This window comes from Streptomyces capitiformicae, assembly GCF_002214185.1.
Lineage (GTDB): Bacteria > Actinomycetota > Actinomycetes > Streptomycetales > Streptomycetaceae > Streptomyces > Streptomyces capitiformicae.
Genome location: NZ_CP022161.1, coordinates 10437990 through 10461591, shown reverse-complemented (window position 1 = coordinate 10461591; position 23602 = coordinate 10437990). Strand labels below are relative to the sequence as shown.

General features: G+C 71.5%; 10 protein-coding genes. 2 read left to right on the top strand and 8 right to left on the bottom strand.

Going from position 1 to position 23602, the window contains the following annotated elements; genetic code table 11:
- Positions 1 to 12: 12 nt before the first annotated feature.
- The 3 genes from CES90_RS46875 to CES90_RS46865 form a co-directional block, all read right to left on the bottom strand.
- Complete coding sequence (locus tag CES90_RS46875; RefSeq protein ID WP_189786950.1) at positions 13 to 867, bottom strand: carbohydrate ABC transporter permease; 855 nt, start codon at positions 865 to 867, stop codon at positions 13 to 15.
- A 109-nt stretch (positions 868 to 976) separates the two neighbouring features.
- On the bottom strand, positions 977 to 1873 hold the full coding sequence (locus tag CES90_RS46870; protein WP_373313567.1) for a carbohydrate ABC transporter permease: 897 nt from the start codon (positions 1871 to 1873) through the stop codon (positions 977 to 979).
- A 14-nt stretch (positions 1874 to 1887) separates the two neighbouring features.
- The gene (locus tag CES90_RS46865; RefSeq protein WP_189786887.1) at positions 1888 to 3255 is read right to left on the bottom strand and encodes an ABC transporter substrate-binding protein; all 1368 of its coding nucleotides are present in this window, start codon (positions 3253 to 3255) and stop codon (positions 1888 to 1890) included.
- 377 nt (positions 3256 to 3632) lie between these two features.
- On the opposite strand from CES90_RS46865, the gene CES90_RS46860 reads away from it, so the two are divergent.
- Entirely contained in the window at positions 3633 to 4430 is a 798-nt protein-coding gene (locus CES90_RS46860) for a FadR/GntR family transcriptional regulator (RefSeq protein WP_229914290.1), read from the top strand.
- Between the two features lie 476 nt (positions 4431 to 4906).
- Here the strand turns inward: CES90_RS46860 and CES90_RS46855 are convergent, their stop codons facing one another.
- The 3 genes from CES90_RS46855 to CES90_RS46845 form a co-directional block, all read right to left on the bottom strand.
- Positions 4907 to 5923 (bottom strand): zinc-dependent alcohol dehydrogenase, encoded by a 1017-nt coding sequence (locus tag CES90_RS46855; RefSeq protein ID WP_189786888.1) that lies wholly within the window; start codon positions 5921 to 5923, stop codon positions 4907 to 4909.
- Positions 5924 to 5934: 11 nt separating this feature from the next.
- Positions 5935 to 6795 (bottom strand): fumarylacetoacetate hydrolase family protein, encoded by an 861-nt coding sequence (locus CES90_RS46850; RefSeq protein ID WP_189786889.1) that lies wholly within the window; start codon positions 6793 to 6795, stop codon positions 5935 to 5937.
- 133 nt (positions 6796 to 6928) lie between these two features.
- On the bottom strand, positions 6929 to 7756 hold the full coding sequence (locus CES90_RS46845; protein WP_189786890.1) for an IclR family transcriptional regulator: 828 nt from the start codon (positions 7754 to 7756) through the stop codon (positions 6929 to 6931).
- Between the two features lie 49 nt (positions 7757 to 7805).
- On the opposite strand from CES90_RS46845, the gene CES90_RS46840 reads away from it, so the two are divergent.
- Positions 7806 to 9518 (top strand): IlvD/Edd family dehydratase, encoded by a 1713-nt coding sequence (locus tag CES90_RS46840; RefSeq protein ID WP_189786891.1) that lies wholly within the window; start codon positions 7806 to 7808, stop codon positions 9516 to 9518.
- A gap of 381 nt (positions 9519 to 9899) precedes the next feature.
- On the opposite strand, the gene CES90_RS46835 is transcribed toward CES90_RS46840, so the two are convergent.
- A complete protein-coding gene (locus CES90_RS46835; protein ID WP_208921690.1) occupies positions 9900 to 10055 on the bottom strand; it encodes a hypothetical protein in 156 nt (51 codons plus the stop codon).
- Positions 10046 to 23530 carry a type I polyketide synthase gene (locus tag CES90_RS50905; protein WP_269801987.1) on the bottom strand — a complete coding sequence of 4495 codons (13485 nt, stop codon included), beginning with the start codon at positions 23528 to 23530 and terminating at the stop codon, positions 10046 to 10048. The genes CES90_RS46835 and CES90_RS50905 overlap by 10 nt, the downstream gene beginning before the upstream one ends.
- Positions 23531 to 23602: the final 72 nt, after the last annotated feature.

The following is a 23602-nucleotide window of genomic DNA, read 5'->3' as shown; positions in this document are numbered from 1 at the left end:
CCGCTCAGGGCGTCATTCCTTGGTGGCTCCGGCGAGCATCCCGCTGACCAGGAAGCGCTGGGCGAAGAGGAAGACGACCAGGACCGGTGTGATGGCCACCAGCGTCGCCAGAGCCAGCTGCGGGCGCTCGATCGCGAGCTCGCCGACGGTCGGATTGAACGACGGCACGTTGCTGAGCAGGTTGCCGACCCCCACCTGGACGGGCATCTGGTCACTCTCGGGGAGCATGACGTACGGCAGGAAGTAGTTGGTCCAGTTGGCGACGAAGCTGAAGAAGCCCACGAGCGCGATGACCGGTGTCGCCAGCGGCAGTGCCACCAGACGGAAGACACCGAACTCCGAGCAGCCGTCCATCCGCGCCGCCGCCAGCAGGTCCTTGGGCACGGCGGTGGTGAAGTAGATGTAGGTCAGGTACACCCCGAACGGATAGAACGCGTACGGCAGGATGATCGACCACATCGTGCCGATCAGGCCCACCGCGTTGATCTCCAGGAACAGCGGCACCACCAGCGTGGCGTTCGGCATGAGCATCACGACCAGGGTCGAGACCAGCAGGGTGCGCCGGCCGCGGAACTCGGTCATCGCCAGGGCGTATCCCGCGGGTACGGCCACGCAGAGCGTGATGACCAGCGAGATCGCCGCGTAGAGCGCGGAGTTGCCCAGCCACAGCAGGATGGCGTTGTCCTGGAAGGCCGTAAGCGCGTCCCAGTTGGCCTTGAGCGTGTGCCAGGAGCCGAAGGAGAGTGGATGGTCGTGGACCAGTTGCTGGTCGGTCTTGGTCGCCGCGAGGACGAGCCACAGCACCGGCAGCACGAAGAACACCACGAACACGGCCAGTACGGAGCCGGCCAGCAGCCTGGACGGCAGGTGCCGCGCGGATCGACGGCGCTGCCGCGATGCGCGGTGCCGGGCCGGGCTCATACCGCCTGGTTCGCGTCCCTCGCGCGAAGTGGCGGCGATCGGAGTGGCGGAGGTCTCAATCGGCATCGAAGAATCCCGACCGTGCGACGAAGAGGGCGGCGGCCGACACACTGACGACCAGGAGTTCCACCGAGACCGCGGCGGCGCCGTTGATGTTGTTCATCTGGAAGGCGAAGTCGTAGGTCAGCTGGTTGAGCGAGTAGTCGCGTCCGGCCACGCCCACGCTGGCGAGGGAGAGCAACTGCGGCTCCACGAAGAGCTGGGCGCCACCCGCGAAGGCCAGGATCACCATGTACACGATCCACTTGCGGAGCATCGGGATCTGTATGTGCCAGGCGGTCTGCCAGGCGCTCGCGCCGTCGATGTGCGCGGCTTCCATGACGTCCTTGGGGATGTTGTTGAGCGCGCCGTACATGACGACGATCCAGCCGCCCGCCCCGGTCCAGAACGCGATGACGGTGAACAGCAGCGCCAGGTTCCCGGGAGCGATCACCTCGCCGAAGGTGTCGAATCCCAGCAGGCCCAGCAGTGAACTGACCGGGCTCACCGTCGGGTCGAGCATGAACAGCCACACCAGCACGCTCGCGGCGCCGGCGAGCGCTCCGGGGATGTAGTAGAGGAACCGGAGCGCCTGGCCGGCCGTGCGGGAGGCCAGGCGGTGCAGCAGCAGCGCCAGGCCCACCACGAACAACACCAGCGAGACGAGCCAGAACACCAGGTACAGGGTCACGTGGCCCACGGCGTCGACGAAGCGGAAGTCCTGCGCCGTGGTGATGAAGTTGGTGAATCCGGTGAACGTGCCCCCGGCGTCGGTGAACGCGAAGTAGACGGCGTAACCGGTCGGAAGGATGCCGAAGGCGATCAGCAGCAGCACATAGGCGGCGACGAATGCCATGCCGGCCCGGCTCTGCGGGGAGGCGCCGCGACGGCGCCCCCGCCCGGAGCCGGCCATGGTGCGGGTGGGGGTCACTCGGAGACCTTGTATCCGTTGGACTTGGCGTGCTTGACGATGGCGTCCTGCCAGGCCGGCAGCATCGACACGATGGTCCTGCCCTCGGTGAGACCGGGCTTGACCGTGGCGGCCCAGATCGCCTCCTGGCTGAACTGGCCAGAGCCCCAGCCCGGCCAGACCTGGGAGGAGGCGGACGCGAGGGCGCTGAGGTCACTGGCGAAGTACCCGGAGGCGGCCTGCCCCTTCAGCCAGGCCTCGGCCGCGGGCGCGTAGGCCGGGAAGCCGGGCGCCTTCTCGCCCTGGTAGGCGTTGTCGGTGGTGACCCACTTCAGGAAGTCGGTGGCGGCCTTGAGGTGAGCGGAGTGCTGGGACACCAGCCAGGTGCCGCCGCCGACGTTGCCCGTGGACGGCGAAGAGTCACCCTTCCACTGGGGCATGGGCGCCGCCGCGATCTGCCCGGCCGGTGTCTTGAGGCCGTCCTTGAACACCGCGCCGCCGAACCAGGCGGGGCCGGGCATGAGCAGGACCTTGTCGGCCTTGTTCTTGGCGAAGTCGGTGCTGAAGACCCCGCTGATGGACATGGACTTGTTCTTGATCAGCACGTCCATGAGCTCGGCCATCTTGGTGCAGTTCTCGCTGGTGGTGTTCACCGACACGGACTTGGCGCCCGTGATGTCGTTCGCGCCGCACTTGCTCGCCCACAGGTAGATCTCGGGCGTGAAGGAGTCCCCGGCGTCGCCCACCAGGTAACCGGGGTGCTCCTTGGCCACCTTCTTGCCGAGTTGCCCGTACTCCTCCCAGGTCGTCGGGACGGAGTAGCCGAACTTCTTCAGCAGCGGCGCGTTGTACCAGAGCACCGCCTGGGAGAGGTCGTTGCGCAGGCAGTACAGGGTGCCGTTCACCGTGCAGACGTCGTTGGCCCCCTTGGCGAACTGCCCCAGGGTCGCCTCCGGGATGAGGCCCTTGTTGAGCGGCGCGGCGAAGCCCGCGTCGACCGCCCAGGTCACCTCGTTGTTCTGGGAGCTGAAGACGACGTCCGGCCAGCCCTTGCCGGTGCGGTTGAACAACTGGACCTTGGTCTGAAGGTAGTTGGACCCGTTGGCGTTACCGTCGTAGGTGACGATGTCGAGCTTCACGTCCGGGTGGAGCTCCTGGTACTGCTTCGCGGCAGCCAGTCGGGTCGAGTCGACCCAGACGGTCAACGCCCCCTCCTTCTGCGGCACCTGGGCGAAACCGTCCTTGGTGGTCTTGGCGCCGCCGGTGCCGGCACCGCCACAGGCGACCGCGGACAGCATCACGGTGACAACACAGCCGGCCAGCAATGCCGAACGTCGCTTGCCGAGCACTCTTGTCTGCCGGACCGAAGGGTTTGTGACGGTCATGAGTGACTCCACTGGGTGTGCAGGCGCGCCGGACAGGTGGGAAGGGTGGCGCGTGGATGAGGCGACGCCAGGCCGTCCCTGGCCGGTCGTCGGACGCTGCGGGCGGCTGTTCCGTTGCCGCCGCGGAAGCAATTAGCCGCCCCATAGAGGGTTTCGTCAAGGGTTCGCGCAGCTCTTCTCTCCCATGATTCCTGGATAGTGCCGCAGCATGGAGGGCGGAAACAACCAGTAAAAAGCTATTTGTGCCTGCTTATGCCTCTGCCTTGCGATGTGGATCAACCTTCTTGATGAGTACGACTTATCGAGGCTTGAGATAGGGTAAGGATGGCTCCACAGCGATCAGTCGCCCAACTTGCGTCAGCCAGGAGGCAGGACAGATGAACGACACGCCCGCGGCCCAGGCGGCAGTGCCGACGCAGGCACCTTCTGCTGAGGCGGCGGCAGTGAACGACGGGGACGCGCTGCCTGAGTACCGGCCCGGATACGAGGTCGTGGCGGAGCGGATCCTTGAGTTCATCGCCGAGTCCCGTCTGGTGGCGGGTGACCGGCTGCCCACGGAGAACGATCTGGCGCAGAGGCTGAATACCAGCAGGGCGGTGGTACGCGAGGCGGTGAAGATCCTTTCGGCGCTCGGCCGGGTACGGGCCCACAAGGGGCGCGGACTGTTCGTCGCCGACGACGAGGGCATGCTCATCACCAGCCGGTGGGGCGGCTTCTTCCGCCCCGTCGACCTCGATCATGTGCTCATGCTGTTCGAGTTCCGCAGGGTGCAGGAGATGGCCGCCAGCAGTCTGGCCGCCACCCGGGCCACCCCCGCCGAACTGCGGACCATCGAAGTCGCCATGCAGCAGTGCCGACACGGGTTCGTCCACGGGCAGGTCGACGTGTTCAACCAGGCGGACGAGGACTTCCACGCGGCCGTCGCCGCCGCCTCGCACAACACCTTCCTCGGCAACGCCGTGCGTGACGCCCGACGTCTGCAGCGGCAGTCCAGTGCCATCGGGATCCACCAAACGTTCGGCGAGAACACCGCGGCCGCCGTCGAGGAGCACGAGGCCATCTACCGGGCCATCCGCGACGGGCGGCCCGACAAGGCGGCCGAGGCCACGGCGGCGCATCTCGACAGAACGCTCGAGGACTACCGGCGGGAGATCCAGCGTCGCCTGTTCGGATAGCGTCAGCCGTCGCACCCGACGTGCTGTGGTGCGGGGACGCCACGCAGATCGACACCGACGAGGGGCCGCTTGACCTGGCCACCGTCGAGGACCTGTTCTCCCGCCGGATGTTCGGCCACGCGATGTCCGCCCACCACGACGCGGCCTGGCCGTGGCATCGCTGCAGATGGCCGCCGCCACCCGCGGCGGGGACGTCGACGGGGCCATCTTCCACACTGACCGCGGCAGCGAGCCCGGACTCAACCGGTCGACGCAACACCGGCTTCCTGGACCGATAGTAGATGTTCGTTGTGGGCTTCGGCAGGTGTCTTCCAACCGAGGGTCTTGCGGGGCCTGTTGTTGAGTGCGAGTGCGAGTGCGAGTGCGAGTGCGAGTGCGACGGCTTCGGGCGAGGTGACACCGTCGGCGTCGCCCCCAGGGACCTGTGGCGCGCGCCCAGTGCAAAGCACCCATAACGACAAAAGCGTGGCCCTGGGTCAGGGCAGACGCGGATCGACGTGGATCTTCGGGCCGGGTCCGGCGTCCGGCGGACGCCGGCCGGCGAGGACGGCACCGACCTGGCTGAGGCCGACGGTGGCGGCGATCAGTGGACTCGGGTCGACGGTTCTGTCGGCGTAGGCCCGGATGGTGGCGTCCAGGCCGGGGGAGGCGGACAGGACGCCGACGGCGGTCACGTCCTTCAACGCCAGGGTGCGGGTGTCGATCCGGCTGGGCTCGCCCGCCAGTCCGATGCAGACGACCCGGCCGCCGGGCTCGACAAGGTCGAGGGCGGCAGCGGGCAGGTGGACGGCGTTCGAGGCGTCCACGACCGCGTCGAAAGGCAGGTCGGGAACGTCGTTCTCCCGCCAGACGTGCTCGAAGCCGAGGGCACGGGCGAATGCGAGCGACTCGTCGGTCTGTCCCATCAGGTGCACCTCGGCACCCGTGGTGCGGGCGAACATCGCGACCAGCAGGCCGATCGTGCCCGGCCCGAGTACCAGAGCGCGGTCCCCGGGCCCGAGTTCGGCGGCCTGCGCGGCGCGCAGGGCGTTGCCGCCGGGTTCCACCAGGGCACCGAGGGCGGCGTCGACGCTGTCGGGCAGGGCGTGCAGTGAGGAGACCGGAACGGCGAGACGCTCGGCCAGCGCACCGGGCCGATCCCCTCGGATGCCCACCTCCTGGCGCTTCTCGCAGACGTGCTGGTGCCCCTTGCGGCAGCGACGGCAGGTGCCGTCGCCCAGCATGGTGTCGCCCATGACCCGCCGTCCGGTCCAGGAGGGGTCCACGCCGTGACCCACAGCGGTCACCCGTCCGGACCACTCGTGGCCCGGACGCAAGGGGTAGGAGGCGTGGCCCGTGTGGAGGTAGGCCATCTCACCGGTGAAGAACTCGACGTCGGTTCCGCAGACGCCGACCCGTTCGACGTCGACCACGACCTCGCCGGGAGCCGCCACCGGTGAGGGCACCTCCTGAACCTCGTACGCGCCGGGTGCCGTCAGGACGAACGCGCGCATGGGTGCGTCGTTCACCGCGGTCCGAGCACGTGCTGCCGCTGGCTGCCCAGCTGCTGAATGCCCAGTTCCATGATGTCGCCCGGCTGCAGCCACACCGGCGGGTTGAAGCCCATGCCGACGCCGGGCGGGGTGCCGGTGTTGATCAGGTCGCCCGGTTCGAGGACGAGGAACTGGCTGAGGTAATGCACGATGAAGTACGGGTCGAAGATCATCGTCTTGGTGGTGCCGGTCTGCCGGCGAACGCCGTTGACGTCCAGCCACATGTCCAGGGCGAGGACGTCGTCGATCTCATCGGTGGTGGCGAGCCACGGACCCGCGGGGTTGAAGGTCTCGGCGGACTTGCCCTTGGCCCACTGCCCGCCGCGTTCCAACTGGAAGGCGCGCTCGCTGACGTCGTTGACGACGACGTACCCGGCGATGGCGTCGCGGGCCTCGTCGACGGAGTCCAGGTAGCTGGTGCGGCTGCCGATGACGATGCCCAGCTCTACTTCCCAGTCCGGCTTGGTGGAGCCGCGCGGGATGCGCACGTCGTCGTTCGGGCCGATCAACGTGTTGGGCGACTTGGTGAACAGGATCGGCTCGTCGGGGACGGCCATGCCGCTCTCGGCCGCGTGGTCACGGTAGTTCAGGCCGATGCACAGGATCTGGTGCGGCCGGGCGATCGGTGCGCCGATCCGCTCCCCGGCGAAGCGGGACACCTGACCGGCGGCGGCGCGCTCGGCGACGACGGGACGGACGCGGTCGATGCCGCCGGAGGCGAAGAAGGCTTCGTCGAAGTCGGTGACGACATCCGACAGGTCGATGTAGCTGTCGGCGTCGATACGGGCAACGGGCTTCTCGGAGCCAGGGGCGCCGATGCGCATGAGGTACACGGATGGTTCTCCAGGGTGAGCCGGTGTGACGGGTCAGATCAGATGGAGGGTGAGGACGGCCGGACCGGACCGGCCGGGGGAGTGACGCGGAGGCCGGGACGGCACGTATCTGCTGTGGCCGGATGCGCGGCGGTCACGGGCAAGCCGTTCCCAGGACGCCGAGCAGACCCCTGATCTCCTCGACGGCGTCCGTCAGGGTGCTCAGCGGGGTGCGGTAGGCCACGGCGCTCACGCTGATCGCGCCCGCGGGAACGGCCGGCGTGGCCGCGTAGATGGGCAGCGCGAGGCAGTTGACCCCGATTTCGTTCTCCTGGTCGTCGACGGAGTAGCCGCGTTCCCGGGTGAGTTCGAGTTCCTGGTGCAGGTCTTCGGCCGTGCACTGGGTCTGTGCCGTACGGCGGGGGAGGGGGTCGGCGCCGACCCAGTCCCGGACCGCGTCCAGGGTGGACAGCCGGTGTGCGAGCAGTAGTTTTCCGACGGCGGTGGAGTGTGCCGGGTTGCGTCCTCCCACCGTGGAGGTGAGCCGCACCGCGCCGCTGGGCGGGTCCACCTTGGCCCGGTAGACCACCTCGCGGCCGTCGAGTACGGCGTAGTGCGCGGTCTCGCCGAACCGGGTGGCCAGCGTGTTCAGCAGCGGACTGATCCGTACGTGTTCCGGGCGGGCCTCGTGGTGGGCGAACGCCATGCGGAGGAACTCGTCGCCCAGCACATAGCGGCCGCGGCCGTCCTGGTCGGCGAGGCCGGCCCGGCGCAGGGAGCCCAGCGCCCGGTGCACCGTCGGCTTCGGAGCCCCGATCGCCCGTGTCATCTCCTCGAGTCCCACGCCGTCGGGGTAACGGGCGAGTTCCTTGAGTACGGCCAGCACCCGGTCGGAGCCCACCAAGCGATTGGTGTCGCCGCTGTCGGCGTTCTTCTCGTCCGCGAGGTCTGTCGATCCGTCGAACGTCTGCGTATGCTCCATCGTGTTCCAGACTGTAGACCGTCGTACCAATTAATGAAAAGAGTCGTCTGTGAAGCTCCGCAGCGCACAGTGGTACGCGGGTCAGGACCGCAACGCCTACATCCACCGGGCCTGGATGCGCCGAGGTGTGCCGGGCGACGCGTTCACGGGCCGTCCGCAGATCGCCATCGCCAACACCGCCTCCGACCTGACGCCGTGCAACGCACATCTGACCGAGGTGGCCGCCTCAGTCCGCAACGGCGTGTACGAGGCGGGCGGCATCCCGCTGGAACTTCCCGTGATCTCCCTGGGCGAGACCCAGATGCGCCCCACCGCCATGCTCTGGCGCAACATGGCGGCCATGGCCACGGAGGAGATGCTGCGGGCCAACCCCATCGACGGCGTCGTCCTGCTCGGCGGCTGCGACAAGACCATCCCCTCGCTGCTCATGGCCGCCGCCTCCGTCGACCTGCCCGCCGTCGTCGTCCCCGGCGGCCCGATGCTGACCGGCACCTTCCGGGGTACGCCGCTGGGCTGCGGCACCGACGTGTGGCGGCTGTCGGAGGAGGTCAGGGCCGGCACGCTGTCGAACGAGGAGTTCACCCGCTCCGAGTCCGCGATGATCCGCAGCCGCGGGCACTGCAACACCATGGGGACCGCGTCCACGATGGCCATCGTCGCCGAGGCGCTCGGCACAACCGTGCCCGGAACCGCCGGCACCCCCGCCCCCGACAGCCGCCTCCTGGAGGCCGCACACGGCACCGGCCGCCTCGCGGTGGACATGGTCTCCGCCGACCGCAGGCCCGGCACCTTCCTGACCAAGGCGTCCTTCCACAACGCCATCGTGGCGCTCGCCGCCGTCGGCGGCTCCACCAACGCCGTCGTCCACCTCCTGGCGATCGCCGGCCGCCTCGGCATCGACCTGACCCTGGACGACTTCGACCGCATCGGCTCCCGTGTGCCGGTCCTCGTGGACCTGCTGCCGGCCGGACGGTTCCTCATGGACGACTTCCACCGGGCCGGCGGACTGCTCGCCGTCCTGCGCGAGGTCCGCGACCTGCTCGACCCCGAGGCACTGACCGTCACCGGCACCCCTCTGGTGGACCACCTCGACGACGCCCCGATCTGGGACCCAGAAGTGATCCGCACCCGGCAGAAGCCGCTGGTGGCCGAGGGCGGCATCGCCGTCCTGCGCGGCAGCCTCGCCCCACGGGGCGCCTTGATCAAGCCGGCGGCGGCCTCACCGCACCTGCTGCGCCACCGCGGCAGGGCGGTCGTCTTCGACAGCATCGAGGACTTCCACGCCCGCGTCGACGACCCGGAACTCGACATCGACGCCGACTCCGTCATGGTCCTGCGCGGCTGCGGCCCCAAGGGCTACCCGGGCATGCCGGAAGTCTCCAACATGCCCCTGCCCAGGAAACTGCTCGAACAGGGCGTGCGCGACATGGTCCGCGTCTGCGACGGCCGGATGAGCGGCACCGCCTACGGCACGGTCGTGCTGCACGTCACCCCCGAGGCGGCCGCCGGCGGCCCCCTCGCCCTGGTGCGCACCGGGGACATCATCAGCCTGGACGTCGAAGCCCGCCGCATCGACCTCGAAGTGCCCGCCGACGAACTCGCCCGACGCACCCCCAACGAGGCGACCGTCACCGGCTTCGCCGCCCCTCGTCGCGGATGGGAACGGCTCTACGTCGACCACGTCCAGCAGGCCGACACCGGCGCCGACCTGGACTTCCTCACCGGTTCCAGCGGATCGGACGTCAGCCGTGAGTCGCACTGACCGGTCCCGCGCAGAAGGCTGAGGTCGACGCGGAGTACGGGTGGGTCGGGGAGCACAGGCAGCAAGAGCAGCCTCTCCGTCCTCGACACCGAGGCCGTCTCGCCGATGCCCTGCGCTGCCCCTGCCCGCGCCGTGGACTCCCCGTACCTGGCGCCGTGTATCCCTACTCCCGTGTCCACGGCGTGTACCAGACCCTGCGACGTTATCTGCGGCGGCCGTGGTGATGAAGAAGGTCGCCGTGGCGGTGAAGGCGTTCCGGCGGGAGAGATGGCCGAGGTCGTCCTTCCACAGCGCCAGCCGCCTCCTCGCTGACGGCGCCTTGGGCGAGAGCTGCCGTCAGGGCCGGCTCCAGTACCAGGCCGAAGGCGGACGCGTGGTCGTTCAGGGACGCCAGGACGGAACGACCTCGATGTCGGTGAATCCCGCGTCGGCGAGGTGGTAAGCGCTGCGGATGCCGGCGTGGGGGTTCGGGGTGGCTGAGCAGAATGCGTCCTTGACCGCGTCGGTCGTCTCCGGGATCCGCGAACTCACCACCATCGAGACACCTCAACACCGGGAACAGGCTCGGGAGTCGGCTCAGGAACCGGCACCTCCTCAAGGATCACGTGCGCGTTCGTACCGCTTGCGCCGAAGGCGGAGACGCCCGCGCGGCGGGGGTGGCCGTTCCGGGGCCAGGAACGGGCCTCGGTGAGCAGTTCCACGGCACCGCTGGACCAGTCGACCTGATCCGTCGGCTCTTCCGCGTGGAGAGTGGCGGGCAGTACGCCGTGGCGCATGGCCTGCACCATCTTGATGATGCCCCCGACGCCCGCCGCCGCCTGGGTGTGCCCGATGTTGGACTTCAGCGAGCCGAGCCACAGCGGCTGGTCCGTGGACCGTTCCTGGCCGTATGTGCCGAGGATGGCCTGGGCCTCGATCGGGTCGCCGAGCCTGGTGCCCGTGCCGTGTGCCTCGACCGCGTCCACATCTGCCGCCGTCAGCCCCGCCGAGGCGAGCGCCTGACGGATCACCCGCTGCTGCGAGGGACCGTTCGGCGCGGTGAGCCCGTTGCTCGCGCCGTCCTGGTTGATCGCACTGCCCCGCACCACCGCCAGGACCTGGTGGCCCTGTCGCTGGGCGTCGGACAGCCGTTCCACCAGCAGTACGCCCACGCCCTCGCCCCAGCCCGTACCGTCCGCGTCGACGGAGAACGCCTTGCAGCGGCCGTCCACCGCCAGCCCCCGCTGCCGCGAGAACTCGATGAACGCGCCCGGGGTGGACATGACCGTCACGCCGCCGGCCAGGGCCATGTCGCACTCACCGGTCCGCAGCGCCTGGATCGCCATGTGCAGGGCGACCATGGAGGACGAGCACGCCGTGTCCACGGTCACCGCCGGCCCCTCCAGGCCGAAGGTGTAGGCGATCCGGCCCGACAGGACGCTGGGCGAGATGCCCGTGCCGATCAGACCCTCGACGTTCTCGTCGGAGTACGCGAGCGCCGTCTGGTAGTCGTGGTAGGTCACACCCGCGAAGACACCGGTCTGGCTGCCCCGCGCCGTCTTCGGGTCGATACCGGCCTGTTCGAACGCCTCCCAGCAGGTTTCGAGGAGCAGCCGCTGCTGCGAGTCCATGGCCATGGCCTCACGCGGCGAGATGCCGAAGAAGCCCGCGTCGAACTGACCCGCCTCGTACAGGAAGCTGCCGAGCCGGGTGTAGATCTTGCCCTGCGCATTGGGGTCCGGGTCGTACAGCGCGTCGCTGTCCCAGCCCCGGTCGGCGGGGAAGTCGGACACCGCGGCGCGGCGCTCCATGACCATCTGCCAGAGGTCCTCGGGGTTCGCGACACCGCCGGGGTAGTGGCAGCTCATCCCGACGATGGCGATCGGCTCGCCGCTGTCGACGTTCGCCGTGAGGGCCGGCCTGAGCGGTGCGGCCTGTTCCTCGGGGAGCAGTTGAGCGCGCAGCGAGCGGACGAGGACTGCCGGGGTCGGGTGGTCGAAGACCAGGGTGGCGGGGAGGCGGAGTCCGGTCGCCTCGTTGAGCCGGTCGCGGAGTTCCACCGCGCTCAGGGACGTGAAGCCGAGTTCGTGGAACTCCTGGTACACGTCGATCTCGTCGGCCGACTCGTGACCGAGGACCGCGGCCACGTGGGTGCGTACGACGTTCGTCAGGAAGCGTTCCTGTTCGGGCGCGGACAGGCGGGCCAGTCGTCCGCCCGGGGTGTCCGCGGCGGCTTCCATGGCCTCGCTCGCCTCGCTCGTACCGGTCGTAGCGGTCGTAGCGGTCGTAGCGGTCGTAGCGGTCGTAGCGGTCACGGGTGCGGGGCGGCGGGGGGATCCCGTGCGCCACAGCGGCGAATGGGGCGCGCTGTCCGCGCCGAGTGCCAGGACCAGGGGCGCTTCGACCGCCAGGGCGGCCTCTACGTCGCTGTCCTGTGGCGGGCGCGCCCAGGCCAGGGTGCGGGCGGGGAGGCCACGGTCCCTGCGCCGGTGTACGAGGGCGTCGGCGAAGGCGTGGGCCGCCGCGTACTCGGCGCTGCCGGGCGCCCCGAGGGTGGCCGAGGCCGAGGCGAACAACACCAACTCGACTGTGGCGGAGCGGTGGTTGAGCGCTTCCTCCAGTTCGACCAGCGTGGCCAGGGTGCGGGCCAGCGCGTCCGGGTCGTCGGTACCGCGGGCGTCCACCGTGTGCATGACGGCGGTCAGGGGACGGTCGGCGGGCAGTGCGTCGCGGGTTGCCGCCAGGGCCGTGACCTCGCAGGCCTCGACCGTGACGGCCGGGCCGAAGGCCGGTCGTACGGCTGCCGGGTCCGCGTGGCCGCCGGTGACCAGGACCGTGCCCTCGGTGGGGCGGCCGGTGGCCGGGCGGGTGTCTGCCGTGCCCGGCGCGATCCTGGCCAGCCGGGGGGCGAGCATCTCGTCACCGTGCAGGGCCAGTTGGGGTTCGCCCGTGCCCAGGCACCGGGCGAGCCGCTCGACCGTCGGGATATCGGCGTCCGGGTCCAGGTCCAGGAGGGTGAGGCGGCCGGGGTCGGCGGCCTGTTCCGAGCGGACGACCGCCCATACGGCGGCACCGACCGGGTCCGGCGCGCTGACCGGGTCCGGGGTCGCCGCGCCTCGGGTGACGACGACGAGGCGGGAGCCGCGCAGACGTTCGTCGGAGCGCCAGGATCCGATCAGATCTGTCACGCGGTCGACCGCCGAGCGGGCCTGGGCGGCGAGTTCGGCCGCTTCTCCGTGGCCCGGCGCGAAGGGGACGAGGAGTGCGTCGGGTGCCGGTGTGCCGGTGTCGAGAGCCGTCAACAGGGCCCCCGGGTCCCGGTGGTCGGCGCGGTCCGGGCCGGCCGTCGTGTCATCGGGGTCCGCCAGCCACACGTACCCACCTGTCTCGGCAGCCGTACCGGTCTCCCTATCCGAACCGGTCTCCGCCTCGGCGGACGGTACCGGCGTCCAGTCCAGCCGGTACAGGGGTGTCGCGGTCGCGCCCGGTGCGGCACGCAGGGTGAGCGACGCGATGGAGAGCACCGGCTGTCCTGTGGCGTCCGCGGCCGTCAGCGAGAGTCCGCCGCCCGCGCCGCCGGCGGGGTCCAGCCGGACGCGCAGGGCGGATCCACCGGGGACATGGAGGGTGGCTCCGCGCAGCGCGAACAGGAACCGGTCGTGTCCGGTGCCGTCGAGGGTGCCGAGGCCGAGCGGTTGCAGCGCGGCGTCCAGGAGCGCCGGATGGAGGCCGAACCGCTCGGCGTCCGGGGTGTGTCGCGGCTCCGGGCCGACCTCGGCGTAGATCGCGCCGTCCCGCTCCCACACCCTGCGCAGGCCCTGGAAGGCGGGGCCGTAGTCGAAGCCGGTGCGGGCCATGCGGTCGTGCACGTCCGTCACGGACACCGGCAGGGCGCCTGCCGGCGGCCACACCGCGAGGCCGCCGTCCGCCGGGGCGGCCGGGGTCGAGGTGAGCGTGCCGGTGGCGTGCCGGGTCCACGGATCGTCGTCGGCGGCGTCCTGCGGCCGGGTGTGGACGGTCACCGTGGGCTCGGCCGCGTCGGACACCACGACCCGCAGTGCGAGCGCGCCCTGTTCGGGCAGGGCCAACGGCGCCTGGAAGGTGAGTTCTTCGAGGTGGTTGTGGCCGAGCCGGTGGCCTGCCCAGAGGGCGAGTTCCAGGAAGAGGCTCGCGGGGATGACGACGACGCCGTGTTCGGTGTGGTCGCCGAGCCACGGGTGCGTGCGGAGCGAGAGGCTGCCCGTGAACAGGGTGCCGCCGGATTCGGGCAGCCGCACCATCGCGCGCAGGAAGGGGTGTTCGGCCCGTTCCTGACCGAGCACGCCGGGCTCTCCGTCGACCAGTACGGCCCGTGGCCAGTAGCGTCGGTTCTGGAAGGCGTAGGTCGGCAGGTCGACCCGGTGGGCGCTGCTTTCGCCGTACAGCGCGGGCCACTTGGGGGCGACGCCGTTGACGTACAGCGTGGCGACGGCGGCGACGAGCGTACGGGCCTCCGGCCGGTCGGCGCGCAGGGCCGCGACCACCGCCGGGGTGGTCGGCGCCGTCTCGTCGGTCCGGGCGGGGAGACATTCGGGCACAAGGGCGCTCAGCACCCCGTCGGGGCCCACTTCGAGGAAGCGGGTCACGCCCAGTTCGGCCAGGGAGCGCACACCGTCGAGGAACCGGACGGGCTCTCGGACGTGCCGTACCCAGTAGTCGGCGGAGGCGATGTCGTCCGGCTCGGCCGGGCGTCCGGTGATGTTGGAGACGACCGGCACCATCGGCGTGTTGTAGGTCAACTCCGCTGCCATGCACCGGAATTCGTCGAGCATCGGGTCCATACGGTGGGAGTGGAAGGCGTGCGACACCCGGAGCCGACGGGTCTTGCGCCCCTGCTCCTTGAAGTGCGCGACGACGCGTTCGACGGCTTCCTCGTCGCCGGACACGACGGTGGAGTCGGGGCCGTTGACGGCGGCGACGGTGACCTCCGCCGGCTCCAGGAGCTGTACGACCTCGTCCTCCGTCGCCTGGATCGCGGCCATCGCACCGCCCGCGGGCAGGGCCTGCATCAGCCGCCCTCTGGCGGCGACCAGAGCGCAGGCGTCGGGCAGGGAGAGCACGCCCGCGACGTGGGCGGCGGACAGCTCGCCCAGAGAGTGACCCATCACGAAGTCCGGGGTCAGTCCCCAGGACTCCAGCAGTCGGTACAGGGCGACTTCCACGGCGAAGAGGGCAGCCTGCGCGTACCGCGTCTCGTCGAGGGCGAGCAGACCGTCCGGCTGTTCGTGGGGATCGGACACGACGTCGGCCAGCGGGCGGTCCAGATGGCGGTCCAGCTCCGTGCGGACGGCGTCGAACGCGTCGGCGTAGGCCGGGTGGGTCTCGTACAACTCCTGCCCCATGCCGAGGCGTTGGGCGCCCTGTCCGGTGAACAGGAACGCGGTCTTGCCGGTGCGCGCGACGCCTTCGACCACGTGGGCGGCGGCGGTGCCGTCCGCGACGGCCGCGAGCCCCTTCAACAGGTCGTCCCGGTCATGGCCGAACACCGCCGCGCGCCGCGTGAAGGCGGTGCGGCCGGTGGCCAGGGCGGACGCCAGTTCCATCGGGGCGAGGTCGGGACGGGTGCGCAGATGTTCCCTCAACTGCCGGGCCTGCGCGCGGAGTGCGGGCTCCGTCTTCGCCGACACCACCCACGTCAACGGGCCTGTCGGCTCGGTCGCCGCAGTCGGATCGGTCGGCACGGCCGACACGGCCGGTGCGTCGCCCTCGGGCCCGGTCTCGTCGCCGGCCTCGGTCTCGGTCTCGAACTCCTCGAATTCCTGGGCCTGTTCGATGATGACGTGGGCGTTGGTGCCACTCACGCCGAAGGCGGAGACGCCCGCCCGGCGGGGGTGACCGTCGCATGGCCACGGCTGGGCCTCGGTGAGCAGGCGGACAGCTCCGGCCGACCAGTCGACCTGGTCGGTGGGCTCGTCGACGTGCAGGGTCGCGGGCAGCGTCTCGTGGCGCATGGCCTGGATCATCTTGATCACACCGGCGACGCCCGCGGCGGCCTGTGTGTGGCCGATGTTCGACTTCACGGAACCGAGCCAGAGCGGCCGGTCCGCGCCGCGCTCCTTGCCGTACGTCGCCAGCAGGGCCTGCGCCTCGATCGGGTCACCGAGCCGGGTGCCGGTGCCGTGCGCCTCGACCGCGTCCACCTCGGCCGCCGTGAGCCCCGCCGAGGCGAGCGCCTGACGGATCACCCGCTGCTGCGAGGGACCGTTGGGCGCGGTGAGCCCGTTGCTCGCGCCGTCCTGGTTGACCGCGCTGCCCCGCACCACCGCCAGCACGCGGTGGCCGAGCCGCCGCGCGTCGGACAGCCGTTCCACGAGGAGGACACCGGCGCCCTCGCCCCAGCCGGTGCCGTCCGCCGCCGAGGCGAACGCCTTGCAGCGGCCGTCGCCCGAGAGGGCGCCCTGGCGGGAGAACTCCACGAAGGCGTCCGGGGTGGCCATGACGGTCGTGCCGCCCGCGAGCGCGAGGTCGCACTCGCCGCCGCGCAGGGCCTGTACGGCGAGGTGCAGCGCGACCAGGGACGACGAGCACGCGGTGTCCACGGTCACCGCCGGACCCTCCAGGCCCAGCGTGTAGGCGATCCGGCCGGACAGGACGCTCCCCGCGCTGCCGGTGAGCAGTCCTTCGGTCGTCTCGCCCGACATCTGGACCGCCGGGCCGTACCCGGAGCCGCTGCCCCCGACGAACACGCCGGTACGGCTGCCACGCAGTGCGGTGGGGTCGATGCCCGCCCGTTCCAGCGCCTCCCAGGAGGTCTGCAGCATCAGACGCTGCTGCGGGTCCATGGCCAGCGCCTCGCGCGGCGAGATACCGAAGAAGGCAGCGTCGAAACCGGCCGCGTCGGTGAGGAACCCGCCCTCGCTGGTGTGCCGGGCGCCCTCACCCGCCGGGGCCAGGTCCCAGCCCCTGTCCACGGGGAACGGCTCGATCGTGTCGATGCCGTCGGCGACCACCCGCCACAACTGCTCCGGGCCGGTGATGCCGCCGGGGTAGTGGCAGGCCATGGCGACGATGGCGACGGGTTCGTCGAGGGCCGGCGCTCGCAGGGCCGGTACCGCGGTGGACCCCGACTCGTTTGTGTGGCCGAGGAGTTCGTCGAGCAGGAAGGCGGCGAGCGCCTCGGGGCTGGGGTGGTCGAAGACCAGGGTGGCGGGCAGGACGAGCCCGGTCGCCGTGTTCAGAGCGTTGCGGAGTTCCACCGCGGTGATCGAGTCGAATCCGATGTCCCGGAAGGCGCGTTCGCCGGGTACGGCGTCGGCGGAGGCGTGCCCGAGCACGGCGGCGGCCTGGGCACGTACCAGCGACACCAGCGCTTCGAGCCGGTCGCCCGCGGCGAGGCCGTTCAGCCGCTCGCGCAGGGCGTTGCTCCCGGCCGGCCGGCCGTCGGCGGCCTGGTCCGGCTCGTCCGGCGGGCTGAACAGCCTCACGGCTTCGGGGAGTTCGCTCAGCAGCGGGCTGGGCCTCGCCGAGGTGAACGAGGGGATGAACCGCTCCCAGTTCATGTGGGTGACGGCCACGGAGGTCTCGTCCAGGTCGAGCGCCTGTTGCAGCGCGGCGATCGCCAGCTCCGGGTCCATCTCCAGCAGTCCGCGCTTGCGCATGTACTCCATGGCCTCGGCATCGGCCATTCCGCCGCCCGCCCAGCCACCCCAGGCCACGGAGGTGGCGGTCAGGCCCCGGGCGCGGCGGCGGTCGGCGACGCCGTCCAGGTAGGCGTTGGCGGCGGAGTACGCGCCCTGGCCCGCGCCGCCCCAGACGGCGGCGCAGGAGGAGAACAGGACGAAGGCGTCGAGGGAGGTGTCGCCGAAGACGGCGTCCAGGTGGTCGGCGCCCGCGGTCTTGGCGGCGAGCAGACCGGCGAGGTCGGCGGGCGCCGTGTCGGCGAGGGCGATCATCCGGCTGACTCCGGCGGCGTGCAGCACGGCCCGGATCTCGTCGTCGTCGGCCCGCAGCCCGTCCACCAGGGCGTCCAGTGCGGCGCGGTCGGCGACATCGAGGGCGGCGAGGGTGACCCGTACGCCCAGCTCCTCCAGTTCGGCCTTGAGGTCCGCCGCGCCGGGGGCTTCGGCGCCCCGACGGCTGGTGAGCACGAGGTGCCCGGCACCGCCACGGGCCAGCCAGCGGGCGACGTGGGCACCGACTCCGCCGGTACCTCCGGTGACGAGGACGGTGCCGGACGGCTGCCAGCGGCGCGCGGGCTCGGCGGCCGGGACGGCGTGGCTCAGCCGTCGTACGTGGATGCCTGTGCGGCGTACGGCGAGCTGGTCCTCGTCGCCCGGGGCCGCGGCCCGGCCCAGGATTCCGGCGAGTCGGCCGAGGGCCGGTTCGTCGACCGTCTCCGGCAGGTCGATCAGCCCGCCCCAGCGTCCCGGGTACTCCAGTGCCGCGGCCCGTCCCAGGCCCCAGACGGCGGACTGCGCGGCGGCGGTGATGTGTTCGTCGCCGGTCACGGCGACCGCGCCCCGGGTCAGACACCACAGGGGCGCCTCGACGTCGGCGTCGCCGAGTGCCACGGTCAGGGCGAGGGTGGCGCTCACAGCCACCGGAACACCGGCCGGCCCGTCGCCGTCCTGGAGGGCCAGCAGCGATACGACGCCGGCTATCGGGGGCCGGTCCGCAACGATGTCGCGCAGACGGGCGGCCAGTTCGGCCCGGTCGGCACCGGCCGGGACACCCAGCCGGACGATCTCGGCATCCTGGTCGGCGTGTCCGGCGAGTCCCGCGACGAGTTCCGCGACGAGTTCTGCGTGGAGGGCGCCTTCGCGGAGGGCGCCCTCGTGAGCGGCGTCCACGCAGGCGCCGTTCTCCGGGGTGACGACCAGCCATGTCCCGGACACCGTCCCGGACTGTGTCGTACCGGGCCCGGCCGCGAGCGGCGACCAGCGCACACGGTAGCGCCAGGCGTCCACGGTGGACCGGTCCTGGCTGCGCCGCCGCCAGGAGGCCAGCGCGGGCAGCACGGCGTCGAGGCAGGACCGTTCGGCTCCGGCGTCGAGGCCCAGGGTCTCGGCGAGCGCTTCCGTGTCGGCGGTGGCGACGACCTCCCAGAACCGGGCGTCGGCCGGGCTCGTCCCGGCGTCGGCGCCGGGCACCACGACCGCGGGCCGTGGCCAGTAGCGCGCCCGCTGGAAGGCGTAGGTCGGCAGCGGCACACGGCAGGCGTGCGCGGAGTCGTACGTGGTGTCCCAGGCGACTGCGATCCCCTGGACGTACGCCTCGGCCAGCGCGGTGTGCATCCGGGACAGCCCGCCCTGATCACGGCGGAGCGTGGTCAGGACGGCGGCACGGGCGTTCGCGTCCTCGGCGATGTCCTGGAGGCCGGGAGCCAGCACGGGGTGCGGGCCGATCTCGACGAACGCCTGGTAGCCCGCGCCGAGCAGAGTACGTACGGCGTGTTCGAAGGCGACCGGCTCACGGAGGTTGCGGTACCAGTAGGCCGCGTCCAGCGTGGCCAGGTCCTGGCGGTCACCGGTGACGGTGGAGTAGAAGGGCACCGTGCCCGGCCGGCCCTCGACCTCGGCGAGCCCGGCGAGCAGTTCGTCGCGGAAGGGCTCGACCTGGACCGAGTGGCCCGCGGCGGCGGCGGGCACCAGCCGGGCCCGTACCTTGCGCGCGGTCAACTCGGCGACGAGCGGGAGCAGTTCACCTTCGGGCCCGGTGATAACGGTGTGACGTGGGCCGTTGACCGCCGCGATGCCCAACTCCGGTCGCTCGGCGAGCAGTTCACGTACCTCGTCGGCGGACAGCCGGATCGACGCCATGCTGCCGTGACCCGACAGCCGGGTGAGGATCCTGCTGCGCAGGGTGACGATACGGGCGGCGTCGTCCAGCGAGAGGCCGCCCGCCACCACGGCGGCGGCGATCTCGCCCTGGGAGTGGCCGACCACGGCGTCCGGCTCGACGCCGTGCGCCCGCCAGACCTCGGCCAGCGACACCATGACGGCCCACAGCGCGGGCTGCAGGACGTCGAGGCGGTCGAGCGGCGGAGCTCCGTCCTCGCCGCGCAGTACGCCAAGGAGCGGCCAATCGACCCATGCCTCCAGGGCGGTCGCGCACTCGTCGATCCGCTGGGCGAACACCGGGGAGGAGTCATAGAGTTCGGCGCCCATGCCGAGCCACTGCGCACCCTGGCCGGGGAACACGAACACCGTGCGGGGGGCTTCCGTGCCGGGTGCGACCGAGCCGCGTACGAGACCGGCGGCGGGTTCGCCCGACGCCAGCGCGGCGAGGCCGGCGAGCAGCCGCTCGCGGTCACCACCGGTGACGACGGCCCGGTGTTCGAAGGCCTGTCGGCCGACGGCAAGGGAGTGGGCGACGTCCACCGGGTGCGCCGCGGCGCTCTCCACGTGGGTACGCAGCCGGGCGGCCTGCTCGCGCAGGGCACCCTCGCTCTTCGCCGACACCACCCAGGAGACGGGCCCGGAGACGAGCCCGAAATCGGGGATCGAAGGCCGGTCCGAGGTGCCGGGTTCAGGCGCGTGTTCGATGATGATGTGGGCGTTGGTGCCGCTGACGCCGAAGGCGGAAATGCCCGCCCGGCGCGGGCGGTCGACCTCCGACCACTCCCGCGCCCCGGTCAGGACCCGGACGGCACCTGTGGACCAGTCGACCTGGTCGGTCGGCTCGTCGACGTGCAGGGAGACCGGCAGCCGGCCGTGCCGCATCGCCTGCACCATCTTGATGACACCGGCGACACCCGCGGCGGCCTGCGTGTGGCCGATGTTCGACTTGATGGAGCCCAGCCACAGCGGCCGGTCGTCGGGACGGTCCTGTCCGTACGTGGCCAGCAGGGCCTGCGCCTCGATGGGGTCACCGAGCCGGGTCCCGGTGCCGTGTGCCTCGACGGCGTCCACGTCGGCGGCGGACAGTCCGGCGACGGCCAGGGCCTGCCGGATCACGCGCTGCTGCGACGGGCCATTGGGAGCCGTCAGCCCGTTGCTCGCGCCGTCCTGGTTGACGGCGCTGCCCCGCACCACCGCCAGCACCCGGTGACCGAGCCGCTCGGCGTCGGACAGCCGCTCCACCAGCAGCACACCGGCGCCCTCACCCCAGCCCGTACCGTCCGCGTCGACAGAGAACGCCTTGCACCGGCCACCGGGCGACAGAGCACCCTGCTGGGTCGACTCGATGAACACGCCGGGAGTGGACATGACGGTGGCGCCGCCGGCGAGGGCCACATCGCACTCGCCGGACCGCAGTGCCTGCACGGCGAGGTGCAGCGCGACCAGCGACGCCGAGCACGCCGTGTCGACAGTGACGGCCGGCCCCTCCAGGCCCAGGGTGTAGGCGATCCGCCCGGACATCACGCTGGCCGCGTTCCCGGTACCGAGGTAGCCCTCGGCGGGTTCGGGGGTCTTCAGCAGCAGGCTCGCGTAGTCCTGGCCGTTGGTGCCCATGAACACACCACCCCGGCCACCCCGCAGCGACGCCGGATCGATCCCGGCATCCTCCAGCGCCTCCCAGCAGGTCTCCAGCAACAGCCGCTGCTGCGGATCCATCGCCATGGCCTCACGCGGCGAGATACCGAAGAACCCCGCATCGAAGGCCGCCGGGTCGGTGATGAAGGCGCCGTACCGGGTGTAGTCGGTTCCGCTGACACGCGGGTCCATGTCGTACGCCTGCTCCCAGCCGCGGTCGGCCGGGAACCCGGTCACCGCGTCGGTGCCGGACGCCAGTAGCTCCCACAGTTCCTCGGGTGAGGCGACGCCACCGGGGAAGCGGCAGCCCATACCCACGATCACCACCGGATCGTCGGTCGACGGGCCCGTCCAGAGCGGGAGTTGGGCCGCCGCGTCCAGGGTTCCGGACAGTTCGGCCCACAGGTGCTGCACCAGGGCGAGCGGGGTGGGGTGGTCGAACACCAGCGACGGGGCCAGCGCGAGGCCGGTCTCCGCGCCCAGACGGTTGCGGAACTGGACGGCGGTCAGCGAGTCGAATCCCAGTTCCTTGAAGGCACGCCCGGGTACGACCGTCTCCGCCGAAGCGTGCCCCAGCACCGCCGCCGCCTGATCCCGGACGATTCCGAGGAGCACCCCGCGCTGTTCGGCCTCCGAGAGGAGGGCCAGCCGGGTGCGAAGTGGTCCGGCGGAGGCGGGGGTGTCGTTCCCGTGGCCGCTCCTGGCCAGGTCGGCGCCGGTCCGCGCCCGTATCCGCTCCGCCTCGATCTCGATCTCGTCGAAGAGGGTGCTGGGGCGGGTGCCGGTGAACAGCGGAAGGAAACGGTTCCAGTCGACGTCGGCGACGGTCAGCACTCCCTCGTCAGCCGCGATCACTCGCCCGAACTCCGTCAACGCCCGTGCGGGGTCCATCGGTTGGACCCCCGCCCGCCGCACGCGGCTCGCCACGGCCTCATCGGTGGCCATCCCGGAACCGGCCCACGGCCCCCACGCCACACACGAGCCGACCAGCCCGCGGGCCCGACGCTGCTCGACCAACGCCTCCAACGCGGCGTTCGCCGCCGCGTAGTTGCCCTGTCCGTCCCCGCCCCAGGAGGCGGATGCGGAGGAGAACGCGGCGAACAGGGCGAGCGGCTCGGGGAGTTCGGCGGTCAGCTCGTCGAGATGCACCGCCGCGTCCACCTTGGCCGCCCACACCCCGGCGAACCGCTCAGGGGTCAACGCCTCGACCACACCGTCGTCCAGCACTCCGGCCGTATGCACGACACCGCGCAGCGGGAACTCGGCGGGAATCCCCGCCAGCACCTCGGCGAGCGCCGAACGGTCGGACACATCGCACGCCACCATGGTGACGCGAGATCCCAACGTCTCCAGTTCATCCGCGAGTTCGGCGGCTCCGGGCGAGCTCGGCCCCCGTCGGCTCACGAGCAGCAGATGTTCCACACCTTCGCTCGCGAGCCTGCGCGCCACCTCGGTACCCAGACCGCCGGTGCCACCGGTCACCAGCACGGTTCCGTCCGAGCGCCACACCGGCTCGGGCGCGGTGACGGCCGGCGCCGCGACCAGACGGCGGGCGAAGACACCCGCTGCGCGTACGGCCAGCTGGTCCTCGGCTCCGGCCGCACCCGCGAGTATCCCGATGAGCCGTCCGGCCGTGAGCGCGCCGTCCGCCTCCGACCTCTCCGCCGTCCCCGCTGTCGCCGCAGGGAGGTCCACCAGGCCGCCCCAGCGTTCGGGGTACTCCAGGGCCACCACCCGGCCCAGCCCCCACACTCCGGCCTGTGCGACCGTGGCCGCCTCCTCGCCGGAGCCACCGACCGCGACCGCGCCCTGGGTCACACACCACAGCCGGGCCTGGATTCCAGCGTCACCGAGAGCCTGTACGAGGGTCAGGGTGGCGGTCACAGCCACGGGCACCCCGGTCGCCGTCCCGCCGTCACTCGACACCGGCAGGGCTACGACGCCGACCACACCCTCGGCCACCTCGCGCAGTCGCCCGGCCAGGGTGTTCCGGTCGGCGTCGGCACCCACCTCGACCGGCACGACCTCCGCTTCGGCCGCGTTCAGGGCCGCCAACACCGTGCGTACGTCGGCCTGTTCAGCCGTACCCGCCGGAATCACGGCCAGCCACCGGCCCGACAGCCGCTCACCCGACCGGATGCGCGCCGGGCGCCACACGGCCCGGTAACGCCAGCCGTCCGTTGCCGGGCGCCGATTCGGGCTGGCCAGCCAGTAACGCTCATGCTGGAAGGCGTAGGTGGGCAGGGGCACTTGGCGAGGCGAGGTACCCGGCAGTGTCTTCGTCCAGTCCACCGGGGTGCCCTGGACGAACAGTTCGGCCAGCGCACGCAGCGCGGTCACGGTCTGGTCCTGCTCGCGTCGCTGCAACGGCACCACGACACCGGCCCCGTCGTCCAGGCACCGTGCGGCCATCGGGCTCAGCGCGGCATCCGGCCCGACCTCGAGGAACGTCGACACACCCTCCCCGGCCAGGTACTGCACCGCATCAGCGAACCGGACCGCCTCACGGACCTGGCGCACCCAGTACTCCGGCGTGCAGAACTCCGCACCCGCCACACCACCGGACAGGGTCGAGACCACCGCAAGCCGCGCCTCCCGCACGACCTGCCGCAGAAGAGCGCCACCTACTACTACTTCGCCGCCTGGCGGGAC